The sequence below is a fragment of the Microbulbifer sp. A4B17 genome, from assembly GCF_003076275.1.
Classification (GTDB): Bacteria; Pseudomonadota; Gammaproteobacteria; order Pseudomonadales; family Cellvibrionaceae; genus Microbulbifer.
Window position 1 is genome coordinate 3,925,351 of sequence record NZ_CP029064.1, and the last position, 17,917, is coordinate 3,943,267.

Genomic DNA, 17,917 nt, shown 5'->3' on the forward strand with positions numbered 1-17,917 from the left:
ACCGCACAACACCTCATGCTGCTGACCCTGCCCGCTCCTGCAAAACTCAACCTGATTCTGCGCATCCTTGGTCGCCGCCCGGATGGTTACCACGAATTGCAAACCCTGTTCCAACTTCTCGATTTCGGCGACTCACTGGAATTCAGTGAGCGCAGCGATGGGGTTGTCAGTGTCGATGCCGGCCAGCTGGATGTAGCTGAAGAAGACAACCTGGTTTATCGCGCAGCCCAATTACTGCGCAAACAAGCTGAGCCGGACCGACAAAATTCTCTCGGGGTCTCTATTCAGCTGATAAAAAAATTGCCTCACGGCGGTGGCATCGGCGGTGGCAGTAGCGATGCAGCCACCACTTTGCTCGGGCTCAACCACTTATGGCAGTGCAATTTATCGATCGATAAACTGGCAGAACTGGGGCGGCAACTGGGCGCCGATGTCCCGCTTTTTGTGCGTGGACGTACGGCCTGGGCTGAGGGCGTTGGTGAAAAATTAACCCCAGTAACGACCGGGCAACAGCACTACCTGGTAGTCTCAACTGGTTGCGAAGTGAGCACTGCAAAAATTTTTCACGATTCACGTTTGACAAGAGATTCAGTCGCAATTACATTAGCGGCCCTTCGCGAGGAGCAGGCCAACGAGATGCGAATCGGCAGCGAAAAACTGGAAGCATTTTCCGGTAATGACTGCCAGCAATTAGTTGAGAAGCTCTACCCTGAAATACGCGATGCCAGAGAGTGGCTCGAGCAGTTTGCTCCAGCACAGCTCACCGGCACGGGGGGCTGTGTTTTTACAGTATTTCCCACGGCAGAGGCAGCCCTTGAGGCACATGCCAGCTTGCCAAAAGCGTGGCAGGGTTTTACAGCAGCAGGCGTGCTGGTTTCACCCACACATCGAGCGCTAGCGAAAATCTCCTCACTTTATTGAGGAAACATTACTGGGGCGTAGCCAAGCGGTAAGGCAGCGGGTTTTGATCCCGTCATGCGAAGGTTCGAATCCTTCCGCCCCAGCCACTTTCTTATATGCAATGGCACACTCAAAAACCGGTCCCGACATGATTCAGTCTACGCTGATCCAGCCGGCCCAGGCCATTCGCACAGGGCTTTGCAAAGCCACCCCCCAAGTTTTAAAGAATCCTGAAGGCAGGCTTGAATACAAGCACCCGATGGTTGTGCGAGCACGCACTCAGAGCAACCTGTTGAGCAAGGAAAAAAATTGTGGCCAAAGCCCAGTTTTTATCCACACAAAAGTGCACCGCCCAACGGAAAAGTGTTGCAGCAAAAACCCTGACTGCTAGCAAATATGCAGGCATCTACACTTCAATTCACTTCAAGACAGAATTAAAGGAACTCGCAGTGGCTGACTTAATGGTCTTTACCGGCAACGCAAACCCGGAACTGGCGCAGAAGGTTGTCGACCATATGGCGATCCCCCTGGGTGAAGCCACGGTTAAGCGCTTCTCCGACGGCGAGATTGCAGTAGAAATTACCGATAACGTACGTGGCCGCGACGTTTTCGTGGTGCAATCCACCTGCCAACCTACCAACCGCAACCTGATGGAACTGATCCTGCTGGTAGACGCCCTTCGCCGCGCCTCCGCCGGCCGCGTTACCGCAGTGGTCCCCTACTTTGGCTACGCTCGCCAGGATCGCCGGGTAAGATCCCAGCGCGTGCCGATCTCCGCAAAAGTGGTTGCCGATATGATGGTGAGCGTAGGTATCGACCGCGTACTGACCGTCGACCTGCACGCAGAGCAGATCCAGGGTTTCTTCGACGTGCCTGTGGATAACGTTTACGGTTCCTCTGTCCTGCTCGACGATATCGAGCGCCAGAAGTACCAGAACCTGGTTGTCGTATCCCCGGATATCGGTGGTGTTGTACGGGCCCGCGCCGTGGCCAAGAGCCTCGACTGCGACCTAGCCATTATCGACAAACGCCGCCCGGCGGCCAATGTTGCCGAAGTTATGAATATTATCGGTGAAGTCAGCGGCCGCACCTGCCTGCTGGTAGACGATATGGTGGACACCGCCGGCACCCTGTGTAACGCCGCCAACGCCCTGAAAGAGCACGGCGCCGAGAAAGTTGTCGCCTACTGTACCCACCCGGTACTGTCCGGCAACGCCATCACCAACCTGAACAACTCCGTTCTGGATGAGCTGGTGGTTACCGACTCCATCCCCCTGGGTGACAAAATGGAGAAGGCACCAAAAATTCGCCAGCTGACCCTGTCTGCAATGCTGGCCGAGTCCATGCGCCGCATCAGCAATGAGGAATCCCTGTCCGCAATGTTCCGCTAGGAGCTTGCCGGTCAAGGTATCCCTGCGCCCCGTATGCCGGGGCACTTTGCGTTTAGCGCTGATTCCCGTAGAATACGCGCCCGCCCGGCACTGCCGGGCAATTACTTTTGGGCCCAGTGCCCATTTAACATCCATGCCAGAGCGGTCCGGTCGCAGGTCACTCTGGACAGACAACCCGAGGTTTATCCCATGTCTGATATTAAATTGAACGCCATTGCCCGCAGCGATGAAGGGAAAGGTGCGAGCCGCCGCCTGCGTCGCCTGGAAGGCCGTGTACCCGGCATCATCTACGGCGGTGAAGCAGAGCCTGCTTCTATCTCCCTGCTGCACAAAGACCTGACCAAAGCTCTGGAAAACGAGGCTTTCTTCTCCTCCATGCTGACTGTGGACGTAGACGGCAAAGAAGAGAAAGTTATCCTGCGCGACCTGCAGCGTCACCCGGCCAAGGCCCTACTGCTGCACATCGACTTCCAGCGCGTATCTGCCAACACCAAAGTACACGTTAAAGTACCTCTGCACTTCCTGAACGAAGAGAGCAGCAAAGGTGTTAAGGCTGGCGGTATCGTTTCCCACACCCTGACCGAGCTGGAAGTTAACGCTCCCGCCGGTAAATTGCCTGAGTTCATCGAAGTGGACCTGGCTGACCTGGATATGGACGGCGTACTGCACATCTCCGACCTGAAACTGCCAGAAGAAGTTGAGTCTGTGGCCCTGAGCCACGGCGAAGACCACAACCTGGTTGTAGCTTCTATCCACAAGCCTCGAGGCGCTGTAGAAGCTGAAGCCGAAGAAGCTGGCGAAGGCGAAGAGTAATCGCCTTGGCTGCGGCACCGGACACCCCGATCCAGTTGATTGTCGGCCTGGGAAATCCCGGACCGGAATACGATCGGACGCGACACAACGCCGGTGCCGACTTTGTTGTCGAGCTGGCCCGCCAACAAGGCACCCAGCTCAGCCTCGACAGCAAATATCATGGCCTCTCTGGCCGTGTGCGGATCGGCAGCCAGGATATTCGGCTGCTGATTCCCACCACCTATATGAATCGCAGTGGCCAGTCTGTCGGCCCACTGGCGAACTTCTTCAAGATTCCCCCGGAAGCCATTCTGGTCGCTCACGATGAGCTGGACCTGGCCCCCGGTATCGCGCGCCTGAAAGCCGGCGGCGGTCACGGTGGACACAACGGTCTGCGGGATATCATTGCCGCACTGGGCAACAACCGAAACTTTATGCGACTGCGGCTCGGCATTGGCCACCCCGGCAGCTCGAGCGAAGTGGCCCGGTTTGTACTCCAGCGAGCCCCCAGGGCGGAACAGGAAACACTGGCTGATGCGATCGATCGCGCAATCGACGTACTGCCCACCGCCGCTTCCGGCGACTGGGGCGCAGCCATGAAAACGCTGCACACCAATAAATAGATCCTAACCGTCGGCTTGCCTTTTGCCGCGGAAATCTCGATAGTGTGCTGCGCTAAATTGCCGGTATTTTCCCGGCTGGCCCGGACCCTGTGGTGGCCGAGACACCCCGCCCATCCAAAATCCCGCCAGCGCAACCACTACCGGACTTCAAACGCAATTAGCAGAGCGCGCGGTACGCGCCTCGGGCAAACGGAAAAATATCACCATGGGTTTTACTTGCGGTATTGTCGGCCTGCCTAATGTGGGCAAATCCACTCTATTCAACGCACTGACCAAAGCGGGAATCGATGCGGAAAACTTTCCTTTCTGCACTATCGAGCCCAACGCCGGTGTGGTGCCGGTGCCTGATCCCCGCATCGATAAGCTGGCTGACATCGTCAAGCCGGAAAAGGTAATTCCCACCACCATGGAATTTACCGATATCGCCGGTCTGGTTGCGGGCGCTTCCAAAGGGGAAGGTCTGGGTAACAAGTTCCTCGCCAATATCCGCGAGACCGATGCTATCGCCCACGTTGTGCGCTGCTTCGAAGACGATAACGTTATCCACGTCGCCAACCAGGTACACCCGGTAGCGGATATCGAGGTAATCAACACCGAGTTAGCCCTGGCCGACCTGGACACTGTGGAGAAGGCCCTGCAGCGCTTTACCCGTGCCGCCAAGGGACAGGACAAGCACGCGATCAAGATGAAAGCGTTGCTGGAAAAAATCCAGCCACACCTGGATGAAGCCAAGCCGCTGCGCTCTTTCGAGCTTTCAGAAGACGAACTGGCGGACCTGCGCGAGCTAAGCCTGCTCACTATCAAGCCCACCATGTATATCGCCAATGTGGACGAAGATGGCTTCGAGAACAATCCGCACCTGGATGCTGTAGCTGCCATCGCCGCTGAAGAGAACGCGGTACTGGTACCTATCTGCAACAAGCTCGAAGCGGAAATTGCCGAGCTGGACGACGATGAAAAGCAGGAGTTCCTGGAAGAGCTGGGTATGGAAGAGCCCGGACTGAACCGCGTGATCCGCGCCGGCTACCAACTGCTGGGCCTGCACACCTACTTCACCGCTGGCGTGAAGGAAGTACGCGCCTGGACAATTCCACTGGGCGCAACGGCTCCCAACGCTGCCGGCAAGATCCACACCGATTTTGAGAAAGGCTTTATCCGCGCTGAAGTGATCAGCTACAGCGATTATATCGACAACAATGGCGAGGCCGGCGCTAAAGATGCTGGAAAGTGGCGCTTGGAAGGCAAGGACTACGTTGTCGCCGACGGCGACGTAATTCACTTCCGTTTTAACGTCTAACTGTCTCCCCTTTTTTGCCTCTCCAGCCCGGGGAGGCCCTCCCATCAGCGTAAAACCCATGGCGCAATCAAACTGGAAGATCGGTCTGCCCCTGGCATTGATTACCGTAATTATGTGGGCTGCCCTGCCCATCGCCCTGAAAGGGCTCCTCGAATATATCAGCCCTGGTACAGCCACCTGGTATCGTTTTGCCGGAGCAGCCCTGCTAGCAGGTCTCTACTATGGCCAGGCGCGCAAGCTGGATCTCAAACCTCTATTCAGTCGCGGGTTGCTGCTATTCACCTTCCTGGCCGTTGCCGGCCTTCTGGTGAATTATCTCGCCTACGCCAGCGGACTCAATTACATCACTCCCGGTGCCGCCCAGGTCGTGATCCAGCTGGCTCCCCTGCTCCTACTGATATCCAGTGTGCTGTGGCTGGGCGAAAGCTTCTCTCCGCGCCAGTGGGGAGGTGTAGCGCTGGTGGTCATTGGCCTGATGTTATTTTTTAACCAACGGCTGGAAGAGCTGACTAGCGGAACGGGCGGTGACTATCTGCTGGGGCTCGGCTATATCCTTATAGCTGCCGTCACCTGGGCAATTTATGGCTTCTTCCAGAAAAAAATATTGAGCCGCGCCACACCCCAGGACTTATTGGTGGTGATTTATATCGCGGGGACCCTGTGCTTCCTACCCATGGCGGACCCAATGAAAGTCTCACATCTGGGCTGGCTTGAGTGGGTGCTGCTGGCATTCCTCACCGCCAACACACTGATCGCCTACGGCGCCTTCAGTAAGGCACTGGTGCACTGGGAGGCATCCAGCGTCAGCGCAACCTTGGCACTGGTTCCCGTGATTACCCTATTGTTCAGCACGGTGATCAGCAGTATCTGGCCGGACTATATTGCAGTAGAGCCCCTCAACTGGATCAGCTGGGCCGGCGCCGGCGCAGTAGTACTCGGTTCCGCCCTAGCCGCAATCAGTTCCAGGCGCCGTTCTGAGCAGTCCCGCGCTGTAGATGAAAAAAATCGCTAACTAACTGAAAAGAATACAAAAAAAGTGTTGACACACCCAGCCCATCGATTAATAATGCGCGCCCTCGGGACAGCCGAGACAACAAAAGAAATGGCAAGGTAGCTCAGCCGGTTAGAGCGCAGCACTCATAATGCTGAGGTCGGGAGTTCGAGTCTCCCCCTTGCTACCATTTCAAACCATAGAGACTATTCTTTGTGGACCTTGAAACTGGGGCGTAGCCAAGCGGTAAGGCAGCGGGTTTTGATCCCGTCATGCGAAGGTTCGAATCCTTCCGCCCCAGCCATATTCTCAAATTACCTAGCAGGCCCAATTCAGGGCAGCAATCAAAAGAACTTAAGCCCAATATTTTTTTGCACCCTGTGAATAATTCGCAGAAGTCTTCCAGTGGGCCTTAGCTACCAATAAATTACTCAGGCAGCGGCACACCGTTAGCCCCCACCGATCCAACTCCAGCGTTTTCGGACTTCAGACTGCAAGCCGCTGTATTGGGAGCAAGAACACGTTTTTGTTCCCTGCGTAAACCCATGGCCCGCAACCATTCGAATCCCGCCAGGCAGAGCAGCAGTGCCAGCAATACAAGTGGACCGCCATACCCCTTAAGAGCATCTCCCTCAGAAACGCAGGTCCAAACAAGCTGTACAACGCATAGGAAAGCCACTATCAGCAGTGTCGGCTTGCGCCCCAGCAAACTCACCACAAAAACGCCCAGAGGCGCTCCCAGGGCCACTACCGGCGCTGCCGCCAGCCAATTCCCAAATACCCCCGGCTGCCAGTCCCCGGCAAGCGATTTCACCAGCACACCAAGCACCGAACAAAATGCCATGATTACCACCGAAGTGGGAATGGCGACCTTGAGATCGACGCGGCTTAACAGTACCAGTGCTGCGTATATCAGCATATCCACACCCACACCGGTAACCGCCACCACACAAAAGCCTGCAAAAACGCCCAGCAACAAGCCAACACGAAAATCTGTCGGGCACTGGGGGTCTCCGGCATGTTCGCAATCAGTAATTTCGCTCAGTCGGTACAAATGGAATATCCCAAAGCTACCCCACAGGACGGCGAAGGAGAGTTTCACCCAAAGCTCAGGTATCAGAGGTGCAAACAGCAGGATACCGGCAGGAGTCGCCAACAGAGAACCCAACAATGCCCCCCTTAACATCGACCAGGCCAACTGCTGGCGCCGACAGAGGATAAGCAGGCTGGCACTGACCATCCCTATAGACTGCACCGCAAAACTAAAATCGCGACCTAGACTCGCCGGCATATCAAAAAGCAGCACCAGCACGGGAAACCCAACCGTTCCCCCTCCCATAGGAGTAGAGCCAGCTGCGTAGCTACCGAGTGCCATCGCAAGCGCCATAGACCAGTGTTCAAGCGCCAAGGCCAGGTTTCCTCCCTGAAAGATCAGGAACAGCCATACACCGTAAAACAGGACTAACCCGGCAAACCAATAGCGGAGTGAGAACCGCGCCACGTTTTTCATCTTATTATTTGTGAGCTTAAGCGTCAGAGGGGGCTAATAGTGGTACGAGTATGAGATGGGATCAAGACAAGAATTGAAGAGCTGCCAACCTATCGCCAAATGCCGATGGGAATAGCTGCCCGGCAGTCACAACTGCCGGGCAAAGCGCTGTTAGTTTAAGCGCTTCTTGCGAATCAGGCTCTGAACCTGCATAGAGGACATCATGGAAGCGTAGATCGCTGGCAGGGCACCACGCTTACGCAATTCCAGGAAGTCTTCATCGGAAAGTTTATTCAGCTTCTCTTCGTCAATGACGAAGAAACCAGTCAGGTCGTATGGCTTGTCATCTTCGCTGACACGCAGGGTCAGCTTCTTCTGGGTCAACAAGTCCTTGGAGACCAGGAACTCGATAAAGGAATCGGTAACCGCAACACGCTGTGCAGTTTCCACAACCGCCTGGGCACGATTCTTCAGAAATTCAGTTTGCTCACCTTCACCATCGAACAGAGCCTCACCCTCAGAGTCGCTCAGCATCTTGGAATCTTCATCGATGCACAGCACGGCCTGATCAGCATTATCTGGATTCTTAACCAGGATAAAGGGATAAGTGCGAACCTGCAGCGGAATGTAGCTGCCGTTCCAGCCATCAGCGCCGGAGAAAAGATTTTCGCCGGGACGCAGGCCAGTCAGCGCGACTACTTTGAACTGATCGGTATTCTGGTCTTTGACGAACAGGATCGGGTAGCTCTGGGCTGCCTGTACGATCTCCTGAACCACCAGCGGCAAAATGTGGTTACCGCTTACATGATCAAAAGTAATGTCCTGGGTGAGTTTCAGGTTGGCATGTGCCTTCTTATCCAAAGCTTTGATCTGTGCCATAAGTACAACTCCTAGCTACTTTTATAGTTACTAAATTTCTGAGATACCCTAACGTACCACTTTTTTGCGCATCTACGATGACAAGAGCTTCCCGGCAGTCACCGGAAACCAAACCCAGCATTAAACAGGGAAGCGGCCCAACAGGCAAACAAAGTCCATCACAACCACCCTAAAGACAAATTTATTTGGTTATTTTTGCACCACTTAAGACTATAGAGACAGCTAAAGTCACAACCCGAGTCTCTAGTGACTCAAGCCCCCTCCCAAAGCATTATTAAAGTACCAATTAGCTATTCCTGGCAGATAGTTCCACAAAACAAACGCAGCCTACAGCTATCGTAATAGGTGGTTGTTTTTTAAGCGGTCGGGGAATGATAGGAATGAGGGCAGTACTAAAGCCGCAGGAAATCTCATCATGATGAGCCTGCTATTCCTCTTCTACCTACTGGCAATGTCCCTGGCCATTAAGAATTACCGTTCCCTCGCAACTGCAACATTCATTTTTGCTTTGGTATTAAGTTTCGCGTGGCTGGGCCACCACGCCAGTAGCACCCTCGATTTAGCCTTGTAGTCAGGCGGAGACATGGAGCAAGCGTTTAGAAATCTGAATGCACTGGGCATGATCACAATATGTGCAGTGCTCGTCGTCGCTGAATACTTTCAGTTACGCAATGGGGAATTACCCTGTCCACTGTGCTTACTTCAGCGCATCGGCCTCACAGGAGTATCATTCGGCCTGATGCTGAACCTGCTCTACGGCAACCGTCCCCAACACTACAGCCTGGCCACACTCGCGGCCCTGTTCGGTGCAGCAACTGCACTGCGCCAAGTGAGCCTGCATGTTATTCCCGGAACGCCGGGCTATGGCAGCCCAATAATGGGGTACCACTTCTACACCTGGGCATTCCTTACCTTCTGCCTGATTATCACCGGAATCGCGATTATTAGCGCATTTGAAAAGCAGTATGGAGAAAAGAAATTTGTCAGCTTTCGCGATCAAGGGTTACTGGGAAAAACAGCCATACTTGCCACACTTTCCATGGTGACAATTAACACTTTTATAACTTTCACAGAGTGCGGTCCCGGTATCTGCCCTGATAATCCAAATGGTTACTGGCTATTTGGGTCTACCTGAAGCGCTATAAGTTCGCTGGGACCATTCAAGAAAGCAACCAAGGAAACTCCGGCTGAAATATCTTTCCCCATACATCCAGAAAGCTGATTTAAAGGCGGGGTAAGGCGAAAAAAAACTTTCCTTACGCAATCTATAATACTGCCGAATATAAACCGTATATCGACAAAATAAAAAATTGGAGGCCAGGACCGGATTCGAACCGGTGGAAAACGGTGTTGCAGACCGTCGCATTTCCTCTCTGCCACCTGGCCATAAAAAAACCCGGCGCTTTCGCTCCGGGTTTTTTAGACACGACGGAAGCGAAAGCGCTTCCGAATACATTTACAGAAGCGCAGGGTTTGCCTGACAGCAACATATACAACGATATTTGTGCGCACGCTTCATAGTAAAGTGTCCTGTTAAGATGCGACCAAGAATAATTGAATAAAACTTCAATTTCAACCTTATCTAAATAGCCTCTGTGTACTGCCCGACCTTAACCTCATTACCTGGCCCCGGTTGCTCTGGAACCAACTGCGCTAACCCAAGGGAAACCAGAGCCATCAATGAACCCGCAAAAAATACCATAGCCGGAGAACTCAGCCAAAGTAAGCCAAATAACACAGGGATAACAACTGCTGCAACATGATTAATGGTAAAACTAACCCCAGAAGAGGCTGAAATATCACGCTCATCAACAATCTTCTGGAAATAAGTTTTGATTGCAATGGCCATGGAGAAGAATAAATGATCAATAATATAAAGTGCGGCCGCAACCACGGCGCTCTCTACCAGAGCATAGCCGGCAAATACCATGGCTAAACCGATATATTCCAAAGTGAGGATACGACGCTCACCAAATCGAACAATAAATTGTCCAATCTTAGGTGCGATATACAAATTAAGTAGATGGTTAACCGTATAGAGTGCAGCGATCTCCCCTACACTGTAACCAAATTTTTCCACCATCAGGAAACCGGCAAATACAATAAAAATTTGCCTCCGCGCGCCGCTCATCATAGTGAGTGCATAGTAGAGCCAATAGCGCTTTCTAATGACCAATGTTTTACGCTGGCTATGTGGCTGGGGAAACTGTGGAAAAAGAACCCAGGCTGCTAAAGCAATGATGACAGTCGCACCACCACCAATCAAGTAAACCCACGTATAACCCAGGTTCACTACATCCATCAAAATCCAAACTATGCCATAAGCTACCAAGGCGGCAAAAGAACCTGCGGCAGCCATGCGTCCCATCCAAACTGCTGCTGTTTGTTTAGGAAACCACTGGAGTGCCAGCGAGGTCTGCAAGGTTTCATAAAAATGAAATCCCGTAGACATTAATAGTGTGGTGAGCAACAACCCCGTCAATGACGGATACAGCCCTGTCAGCATCACCCCAATACCAGTTGCTACCAGGGAAATTATCGACAGCCGCTGCTCTCTAACCAAAAGTAATACAAAAACTACCAGGAAGGCTAAAAAGCCAGGTATTTCACGCACACTCTGCAGCAAACCAATATCTGCACCGGTAAATGAAGCTCTATCAATCACAAAGTTATTAAGCAGTGTATTCCAAACTGCAAAAGAAAGCGGCATTGATGCTGCCAGCAAAAGTAACAGAATTTCTGGGCGACGAAGACCTTGTAGCATGGTGGAACTCCAGCGATGAGAGCCACAATATACGCCATTTACTCTTTAAGTGAAAATTGCCCAAAGTTAATGGGTTTGTAAAAAATTAAAACTCCTTGTCATCTCCCCTGCTACCTATAATGATGGTAAATATGATACTTAGTGAGAAAACACCTCTGACATTCACCAACGAACTGGAGAGCTTTGGCTTTGCTGCCATCATCCATCCAAATACATTCACTTATGTATCTGCCAAGATTGCCACATAACTCGTGGAAGGTTTAAAGTAAACTGGCTCAATCACTAACAGGGTGGACAGAATGATCGAATTCCCTGAGTTCAATACCCTAGTCGGCCTCAATGAAATCCGAAGAAATGAAAAAATATTATCGACAAATAAACTCTTAGGGCTTGAATAGAAACCTATAAAAATCAGCTTACAAAGCTTATTATCTTTTTAATAGTTCTTTAAGATAACCACGAAATCTGAAAATAGAGACGTAATATCTCTGCATAGCCTGATGAACTCAGACGTAGTCGTAATTCTCCGCATATAATCGCAAAACTTCGTTGCAGCAGATACAGGTTTCACGAGACACCTTACTAAACTCATTTTTCTGGTGGCACTTCAATCATCACGGTTTATCACCCCCGTTAACTCCGAGGTAATAAGCCAGTCACCTATACTTGGAATAAGAAAATAAAACTATTTATCCACTATACCGATTAATCACAGGAGTCAGTAAATGTCCCCTCAAAGTAAGGCAAGCCACCACCTGCCGTTCATCATCACTGTCGCCATTTACTATCTCTTTTTTGCTCCTTACAGTTTTTCACAAAACAGTGCACTACCCGATAAACTTGATCTAAATGAGTGGAAGGTCCCATGGGAAGGCTTACCCCGTGACCCCTATGTAGATAACAAGGGAAATGTCTGGTTTTGTGGACAGGCAGGCAACTATATTGGCCGGTTTACACCCAGTGATCAGCAATTCAGGCAGTTTGAAGTTCCTGAAGGCACCCATCCACACAACCTAATTGTGGATAAACAGGATAACATCTGGTACGCCGGTAACCGCAACGCACATATTGGAAAAATGAATCCAGAATCCGGGCAAATTCGTCAATTTGTCATGCCTAAAGGGGTCAACGATCCCCATACCCTGGTCTTTAACAGCGAGGGCAATATATGGTTTACCGCCCAGCAGAGCAACCGTATTGGCCTGTTAAATGTCAACAATGGGCAAGTGAAGATCGCTGCGCCACAAACTGAAAATGCCCGCCCTTACGGTATCAAGGTTGATGCCCAGGACAGACCATGGACAGCATTATTTGGTACCAATAAATTAGCTTGGGTGGATCCAAAAACCATGGATGTCACCGAGATTAACTTGCCACGGCCCGGCGCCCGCCCACGCAGGCTCGATATCGATCCCAATGGCAACATCTGGTATGTAGACTACCCGGAAGGCTATCTAGGACGCTACTCCCCAACGACAAAGAAGTTTAAAGAGTGGAAACTACCAACCAAAAACCCACACCCCTATGGAACAGCACTCGACAACAAGAACCAACTTTGGGTAGCTGACACAGGCGCCATTCCAAATATCATCTTTGCATTTAATACATTGACAGAACAGTTCACCAGTAAAACTGCTGTACCAAGTGGAGGCAATATTAGACATATGTATTTCAATAATAAGGATGGTAGCTTTTGGTTTGGAGTTGATTCTGGGTTTCTAGATCAAGGAGTACCAAAATAAACTCAAAAATCAGAAAATCATATAAATCGAATTCAAGCAGTACCACAAAAGAAGAAGTAGATTTTATGAACCCTAAACAGACTGGAGAAGCATATAACACAATCACTCATCTATGGGATAGTGAAGTCTTCAATATGGAAAATGGTATTGACCAACATAAACGGGCACTTACTTTTGCTAAAAATAGATATACTGCACTAGATGTAGGGTGTGGCTGTACAGGGAGATTTATTAAACTCTTGAAAAATGAAGGCTTCATCCCTGAAGGAATCGATATTTCAGAGAGGATGATAGAAACTGCCAGAAGCAAGCATCCAGAGATCAATTTTTATCTTCAAGATATCTGTAAATGGGAAACCTCAAAGAAATATGATTTTGTCAGCGCTTGGGACAGTATTTGGCATATCCCAATCAGAAAACAAGAAGCAACTTTAAGAAAACTAGTTTCATATCTTGATAAAGCAGGGGTCTTAATTTTCTCTTTTGGTGGCACCAATAAAGAAAGTTACCACATAAATAATTCAATGGGCCCAGAGTTATACTATTGCACTCTAGGCACAAATAGATTTGTGAGGCTTATAACTGAGTTGGGCTGTATTTGTCGACACCTTGAATACGACCAGCCCAAAGAGCTGCATGCCTACTTGATTGCACAGAAAATATAAACTTTCTTATCTACAATCATTAGACCACTCCCGCCGATCTATGAGCATATAGTATGTTAACTGGAGCAATGCTTGTCTGGTTCTTTCTTACCTGCCTGAGCGTAACCTTCGTTATCTGGGATTCAATCACCAATGCGCCAACCAGCTGGGTACAACGCCTGGCGTGGATATTAGTTGTAGTTTATACCGGTGCCATAGGTCTATTTTTCTATCTTCTCACTTGCCGCCGCCCCTTCCCTGGGGGCCATGACAAGTTTACGAAAGCAGCCTGGAAACAAAGTGTAAATAGCGAAATGCACTGCCTTGCAGGTGATGCGACAGGAATTCTAATCGCCGCATCCATCGTGCCTACGCTAGGCCTTACTAACGGGTGGGACAGTATAGTGGAATACTTGGCCGGCTTTATCTGTGGACTATTCGTCTTTCAAGCATTGATGATGCGGAATATGTACCAGGGTAATTATTTAAAGGCCGTACGCAAAACCTTCTTTGCTGAGACAGTATCGATGAATATGGTTATGGCTGGGATGATTCCCACCATGATACTACTTACTTCTGTATGGCCTGACTCTGAAGATCCAACAAATGCAACTTTCTGGTTCCGCATGAGCTTGGCGACCATTGTCGGCGGTATCATTGCTTATCCAATTAACTATTGGCTGGTAAAAAATCATCTAAAACATGGATGCATGACCCTTCCAGGTAAAGATGGAGCTGCCCCCAATCTAGGGCATTGTTCTTATGAAAGGACCGACAATTCAAAATATCAAAGTCACATGACCGAGCATAATGCTACCGAGAAAATGGAAATGCGCTCCTTACCAAGGATTATATCAAGTGCATGGGTAGTGGGAACTTTTATAGTTCTCTTTATTGTTGTCTATATCACAAGTCAAATCACACCAATATATTTTTAAAAATCACGATTTTATATTCATAGCAATAACCTGAGTAATAAATGGAAGTTTTTCTTCTATTTAAAACAAAAGTAAACACTACTCTAAAGGCGGCAGCCAATTGATTACTGGGCTCACAGCCTCCAAATTACAAAGCCAAATGACTGCCCTAACACCATGCTCAACCCTCCCCTTTGCGTCAAACAGCCCCTCCCAATCAACATTCTGAAAAGGCTTGCTCCGGAGACGAAACTGCCCAAGAACCTCCTGCCAATTCGGCATAGTGAGATGCATATATTCATTTGTTCCGTGGTCAGTAGAAATCCATACCTTGACACCATTCCTCTCTCGCTCAAGCTTAGTAATTACCCCTTGCCAGGAAGTTAATTGATTTCGATCGCATGTCACATACTCAGGAACAGAGAGCCTTTGAGCAAAAAGATCATTACTGTTAAGAATCAAGCTAAAAAATAGAAGTAAACTTTTTCTTACTTTCATAATTTTCAGAAAAAAGGGGGATCCCCCCCTTTTTTTCAACTGTTAAAGACCTCGATAGGTTGCGCTTTGTTCATCTGCACGAGTGGCTTGCCCCTCAGTGAACTCGTACATACAACTATCGTCAGTGTAATCCATAAAGTTAGTTACTGGATCTTCCCCTTCAGAATTTCTTCCCCAAGTGCACGTATCTCTCCCTATCGGGCAACCGTAAGCAGCTGACCTCTCTGCCGGGGTATCTGAAACATAGTCTCCTCGGCCAAAACATCCCCCCTGAAATGTATGGTATAGACCCAACCAGTGGCCGACCTCATGAGTTAGTGTATCGCCCTCATTGTAAGGGGACGCATCACCTCCAGGCACTGACCCTGTCAAAATTACTACACCGTCATCCAGTGGATCAGAGGAATAGCTGCTTGGGAAGGTTGCCCATCCCAGTAAACCATCACTAATTTCAGCCACATAAATATTCAAGTCCCCCGCATTACCAACCCGCAAGGAGGATTTCATAGCTTGCTCGGCTGAAGAGTTGTAACCAACGTTATACCAGGAGTTATTCGCTGTAACAGTAGTGGAAACCAAGTTAAAGGTGAATGGTGTACTTGCATAGGCAGCGTTCAATACATCCATCTGTGCATTGATAACACTATTAGAAAGAGCTCCATTATTGGCCGTGTCAGTAATCACATGAAAGTAGACATCAACCTCTACAGAACCCACAGGACGCAGGGTATGCGCCACATTGCTATCACTTGATAAACCACGCAGTGTAGAAAAGTGTTGCTCCTTTAATGCTGCTTCTTGAATAGAAGGGTGGTCAGTCCCACAGCGTTTTAGTCCGCTATCATTATCAGCTTTCTCAACTGAAGAAATACTTTGGGCAAAACCAATGGTTGAAGATGCTAGCACACACAGAGATAAAGCAGTTTTTACTGAAAAATTGGAAATAATCTTTCTCATGACCTAAGCCTTAATTTTATTATTGATTTTCGCTCCAATTAAGAGCCAGCCAACTTTCCACGTTCATACAAACTTTTGTCAATAGCACCAATTCTTAAATTGATGATAATGACATCAAACTCTTTAATACGGCGTAACGTTCGACAAGAATAATAAAAAAACCAAAAACACCAAGATCAAAAAAACAAAATATAGATATATTTTTATTGATATTAGTTACAAATGAAATCTATTTACGAAAAAAATGATATTCGCAAAATAAAAAATCAATCAAGAAAAATTGAAAGCCTAAATTATTGACAAGCAAGCTTTCAACAAAAAAATACCAAACTTTATTTAAACAAAGGCAAAAAAACCTATTTTTTGTGATATATCACCTCAAAAAAAATAAATTCAGATAACTTAGAGTTAATTAAATAACAATTCAATCAACAGGCAAACAAAAAGGCAAACTGTGAAGGAGAAGGGCCACTTTCCTCAGATAATACTGGAGATAAGTGGCCTGTATGAGTTCTGCAGATATTAAAATAGAGTGAACACTCTACCTTCAACTAGCCCCACTGTTCTTGAGAGCTAAGGTCATTTCCTTTACTGGGTGAGCGACAGGCAGTGAAGTGAAGCTTGTTATAACCTAACTTGTTTTCAGTAATGACTTTTAGAACATCATCTAAATGAATGTGGGCCCCATCTTCAACCAAAATCAAATCATGATCATGAAGACCATTTTGCCAAGCCTTTTTAATATTATCCACATGACCAGGGCTTTTTTCATTGTATGAAAGGTTGTAGTTATAAACACTCGCACCGCCACCAGCTATAGAGTGCACTTTTCCTGACCCCATATTGAGGTACTGTACAGTTCCAAAATCTGCTTTACTATTTTCCTCTTCAGCAGGCTTACCTGTTTTTGTCAAACTCTTGACTGCATGATCAGAAGAAGCAGAGCCATGAAATGAGTAGAAATATAGGGCCAAATTCTCTGGTAATTCGGCCTTACCAAAAGAGCCATTATCAAATGAACCATGTGCATAAAGAATCGCCTCATTACCACTGGCTTGCTCTTTTTTATGAATTATTACTTTTCCAAACTGAACAGTTTTCATCACAATCCTTATTAATCAAAAGGTTGGCGAAGCCTTAATTTTGAACGCAATTATTGAAACTGGTCACAAATCTAAGACTACCTCTAGTACCCAATCGGGCCTAACTACACTCAATACTTACAGATTAATAAGTTTGGATCAATGATATAAAATATCAACGTATTACAAGATACTCGCTCAAACCTGCAAAGCCGGGGTGCTAAACAATATCATAACAATTTAACTCGATAGCAATATCAATTTTGGGATATAGATTTCGCACAAAGCACGGAAAGATATGGATTCATTAATTAAGGATTTTTTCGTTCACAATTCAAGAGTGTTACAAATAGAAATACACTGAGAGTAAAAACTCATACTTATCCGTAACAAAAAGTATGACCCAGATAAATATATCGTTCCTAAAATTACAAAATTATTAAACATCCAAATTCGGTACATGTGTAATGGCTATTCCACCAACCAAGATTGCTAAAATCTCAAGTAATACCCTTATATAAACTACTGATATTAGAAGTTACACAAGAAGTATTCAAAATATTACATCTCCATGATCGCTTATACACAAATGACAGGATAATGCTTAATGCACAGAAATTGCCAACTTGATCGATGAATAAAAAGCACCCAGACCGTCAAGGAGATACCGTTGCACCAAAATTAGAAATTTGATTTTTAAAAATTTGTGCACTGCATGTTAAGTAAACGACGATAGTCTCAATGAAATACAGTATTTGACTAATAAATTTGGTTTGCCTTCTCAATTTCTACGATTTATATACAATGGCAGCGAGAAAAATGTCTACTCAACGATAAGATTTCTCAGGTCACTCTATTTTTATTAACGATTTTTTGAAAACTTCCCTATACAGCGATGGGCAACTTTTACTAACGAGCATTTCTGAAAATGGCAATGGTTATTAAGGTCCG

The 17,917-nt window shown here is 48.0% G+C and carries 16 protein-coding genes and 4 tRNA genes; 14 read left to right on the forward strand and 6 right to left on the reverse strand.

Annotation, left to right across the window (positions count from 1 at the left end; translation table 11 throughout):
- Positions 1–15: 15 nt before the first annotated feature.
- The 9 genes from ispE (at position 16) to BTJ40_RS17315 (ending at position 6,298) form a co-directional block, all read left to right on the forward strand.
- Positions 16–921 carry a 4-(cytidine 5'-diphospho)-2-C-methyl-D-erythritol kinase gene (ispE, locus tag BTJ40_RS17275; protein ID WP_192879347.1) on the forward strand — a complete coding sequence of 302 codons (906 nt, stop codon included), beginning with the start codon at positions 16–18 and terminating at the stop codon, positions 919–921.
- Between the two features lie 11 nt (positions 922–932).
- Positions 933–1,007: transfer RNA gene (locus tag BTJ40_RS17280), tRNA-Gln, on the forward strand.
- Between the two features lie 354 nt (positions 1,008–1,361).
- Positions 1,362–2,291, forward strand: a complete 930-nt coding sequence (locus BTJ40_RS17285) for a ribose-phosphate pyrophosphokinase (protein WP_108735320.1) — start codon at positions 1,362–1,364, stop codon at positions 2,289–2,291.
- A gap of 189 nt (positions 2,292–2,480) precedes the next feature.
- A complete protein-coding gene (locus BTJ40_RS17290; protein WP_108735321.1) occupies positions 2,481–3,104 on the forward strand; it encodes a 50S ribosomal protein L25/general stress protein Ctc in 624 nt (207 codons plus the stop codon).
- A 5-nt stretch (positions 3,105–3,109) separates the two neighbouring features.
- Positions 3,110–3,706, forward strand: a complete 597-nt coding sequence (pth, locus tag BTJ40_RS17295; RefSeq protein ID WP_108734255.1) for an aminoacyl-tRNA hydrolase — start codon at positions 3,110–3,112, stop codon at positions 3,704–3,706.
- Positions 3,707–3,911: 205 nt separating this feature from the next.
- Positions 3,912–5,003: a redox-regulated ATPase YchF gene (ychF, locus tag BTJ40_RS17300; protein ID WP_108734256.1), complete on the forward strand. Its 1,092-nt coding sequence runs from the start codon at positions 3,912–3,914 to the stop codon at positions 5,001–5,003.
- Positions 5,004–5,061: 58 nt separating this feature from the next.
- Positions 5,062–6,015 (forward strand): DMT family transporter, encoded by a 954-nt coding sequence (locus BTJ40_RS17305; RefSeq protein WP_108734257.1) that lies wholly within the window; start codon positions 5,062–5,064, stop codon positions 6,013–6,015.
- A gap of 92 nt (positions 6,016–6,107) precedes the next feature.
- Positions 6,108–6,184, forward strand: a tRNA-Met gene (locus BTJ40_RS17310).
- Between the two features lie 39 nt (positions 6,185–6,223).
- A tRNA-Gln gene (locus BTJ40_RS17315) sits at positions 6,224–6,298 on the forward strand.
- Between the two features lie 123 nt (positions 6,299–6,421).
- On the opposite strand, the gene BTJ40_RS17320 is transcribed toward BTJ40_RS17315, so the two are convergent.
- Entirely contained in the window at positions 6,422–7,504 is a 1,083-nt protein-coding gene (locus BTJ40_RS17320) for a sulfite exporter TauE/SafE family protein (RefSeq protein ID WP_108734258.1), read from the reverse strand.
- A 150-nt stretch (positions 7,505–7,654) separates the two neighbouring features.
- Entirely contained in the window at positions 7,655–8,362 is a 708-nt protein-coding gene (locus BTJ40_RS17325; RefSeq protein ID WP_108734259.1) for a SapC family protein, read from the reverse strand.
- Positions 8,363–8,777: 415 nt separating this feature from the next.
- On the opposite strand from BTJ40_RS17325, the gene BTJ40_RS22375 reads away from it, so the two are divergent.
- Together BTJ40_RS22375 and BTJ40_RS17330 are read left to right on the forward strand one after the other, a co-directional pair.
- Positions 8,778–8,933, forward strand: a complete 156-nt coding sequence (locus BTJ40_RS22375) for a DUF5993 family protein (protein WP_157954139.1) — start codon at positions 8,778–8,780, stop codon at positions 8,931–8,933.
- A 12-nt stretch (positions 8,934–8,945) separates the two neighbouring features.
- Positions 8,946–9,497, forward strand: coding sequence for a disulfide bond formation protein B (locus BTJ40_RS17330; RefSeq protein WP_108734260.1), 552 nt, complete (start codon positions 8,946–8,948; stop codon positions 9,495–9,497).
- A gap of 176 nt (positions 9,498–9,673) precedes the next feature.
- Here the strand turns inward: BTJ40_RS17330 and BTJ40_RS17335 are convergent.
- Both BTJ40_RS17335 and BTJ40_RS17340 read right to left on the reverse strand, forming a co-directional pair.
- A tRNA-Cys gene (locus BTJ40_RS17335) sits at positions 9,674–9,748 on the reverse strand.
- A gap of 196 nt (positions 9,749–9,944) precedes the next feature.
- Positions 9,945–11,126 (reverse strand): MFS transporter, encoded by a 1,182-nt coding sequence (locus BTJ40_RS17340; RefSeq protein ID WP_108734261.1) that lies wholly within the window; start codon positions 11,124–11,126, stop codon positions 9,945–9,947.
- 725 nt (positions 11,127–11,851) lie between these two features.
- On the opposite strand from BTJ40_RS17340, the gene BTJ40_RS17345 reads away from it, so the two are divergent.
- From BTJ40_RS17345 to BTJ40_RS17355, 3 genes are all read left to right on the forward strand, one after another.
- Positions 11,852–12,868 (forward strand): lyase, encoded by a 1,017-nt coding sequence (locus tag BTJ40_RS17345; RefSeq protein WP_202862822.1) that lies wholly within the window; start codon positions 11,852–11,854, stop codon positions 12,866–12,868.
- Between the two features lie 65 nt (positions 12,869–12,933).
- Complete coding sequence (locus tag BTJ40_RS17350; protein ID WP_108734262.1) at positions 12,934–13,533, forward strand: class I SAM-dependent methyltransferase; 600 nt, start codon at positions 12,934–12,936, stop codon at positions 13,531–13,533.
- A 53-nt stretch (positions 13,534–13,586) separates the two neighbouring features.
- Complete coding sequence (locus BTJ40_RS17355) at positions 13,587–14,450, forward strand: DUF4396 domain-containing protein (RefSeq protein ID WP_108734263.1); 864 nt, start codon at positions 13,587–13,589, stop codon at positions 14,448–14,450.
- A 519-nt stretch (positions 14,451–14,969) separates the two neighbouring features.
- Here BTJ40_RS17355 and BTJ40_RS17365 read toward each other — a convergent pair.
- Both BTJ40_RS17365 and BTJ40_RS17370 read right to left on the reverse strand, forming a co-directional pair.
- Positions 14,970–15,884, reverse strand: coding sequence for a zinc metalloprotease (locus tag BTJ40_RS17365; protein ID WP_108734265.1), 915 nt, complete (start codon positions 15,882–15,884; stop codon positions 14,970–14,972).
- A 551-nt stretch (positions 15,885–16,435) separates the two neighbouring features.
- Positions 16,436–16,987 (reverse strand): putative adhesin, encoded by a 552-nt coding sequence (locus tag BTJ40_RS17370; protein WP_108734266.1) that lies wholly within the window; start codon positions 16,985–16,987, stop codon positions 16,436–16,438.
- Positions 16,988–17,917: the final 930 nt, after the last annotated feature.

Excerpts from the sequence above, each read along its gene's own strand:
- ispE (WP_192879347.1), top strand. The coding sequence starts at position 16 with ATGCTGCTGACCCTGCCCGCTCCTGCAAAACTCAACCTGATTCTGCGC.
- BTJ40_RS17285 (WP_108735320.1), top strand. The coding sequence starts at position 1,362 with ATGGTCTTTACCGGCAACGCAAACCCGGAACTGGCGCAGAAGGTTGTC.
- BTJ40_RS17290 (WP_108735321.1), top strand. The coding sequence starts at position 2,481 with ATGTCTGATATTAAATTGAACGCCATTGCCCGCAGCGATGAAGGGAAA.
- ychF (WP_108734256.1), top strand. The coding sequence starts at position 3,912 with ATGGGTTTTACTTGCGGTATTGTCGGCCTGCCTAATGTGGGCAAATCC.
- BTJ40_RS17305 (WP_108734257.1), top strand. The coding sequence starts at position 5,062 with ATGGCGCAATCAAACTGGAAGATCGGTCTGCCCCTGGCATTGATTACC.
- BTJ40_RS17320 (WP_108734258.1), bottom strand. The coding sequence starts at position 7,504 with ATGAAAAACGTGGCGCGGTTCTCACTCCGCTATTGGTTTGCCGGGTTA.
- BTJ40_RS17325 (WP_108734259.1), bottom strand. The coding sequence starts at position 8,362 with ATGGCACAGATCAAAGCTTTGGATAAGAAGGCACATGCCAACCTGAAA.
- BTJ40_RS22375 (WP_157954139.1), top strand. The coding sequence starts at position 8,778 with ATGATGAGCCTGCTATTCCTCTTCTACCTACTGGCAATGTCCCTGGCC.
- BTJ40_RS17330 (WP_108734260.1), top strand. The coding sequence starts at position 8,946 with ATGGAGCAAGCGTTTAGAAATCTGAATGCACTGGGCATGATCACAATA.
- BTJ40_RS17340 (WP_108734261.1), bottom strand. The coding sequence starts at position 11,126 with ATGCTACAAGGTCTTCGTCGCCCAGAAATTCTGTTACTTTTGCTGGCA.
- BTJ40_RS17345 (WP_202862822.1), top strand. The coding sequence starts at position 11,852 with ATGTCCCCTCAAAGTAAGGCAAGCCACCACCTGCCGTTCATCATCACT.
- BTJ40_RS17350 (WP_108734262.1), top strand. The coding sequence starts at position 12,934 with ATGAACCCTAAACAGACTGGAGAAGCATATAACACAATCACTCATCTA.
- BTJ40_RS17355 (WP_108734263.1), top strand. The coding sequence starts at position 13,587 with ATGTTAACTGGAGCAATGCTTGTCTGGTTCTTTCTTACCTGCCTGAGC.
- BTJ40_RS17365 (WP_108734265.1), bottom strand. The coding sequence starts at position 15,884 with ATGAGAAAGATTATTTCCAATTTTTCAGTAAAAACTGCTTTATCTCTG.
- BTJ40_RS17370 (WP_108734266.1), bottom strand. The coding sequence starts at position 16,987 with ATGAAAACTGTTCAGTTTGGAAAAGTAATAATTCATAAAAAAGAGCAA.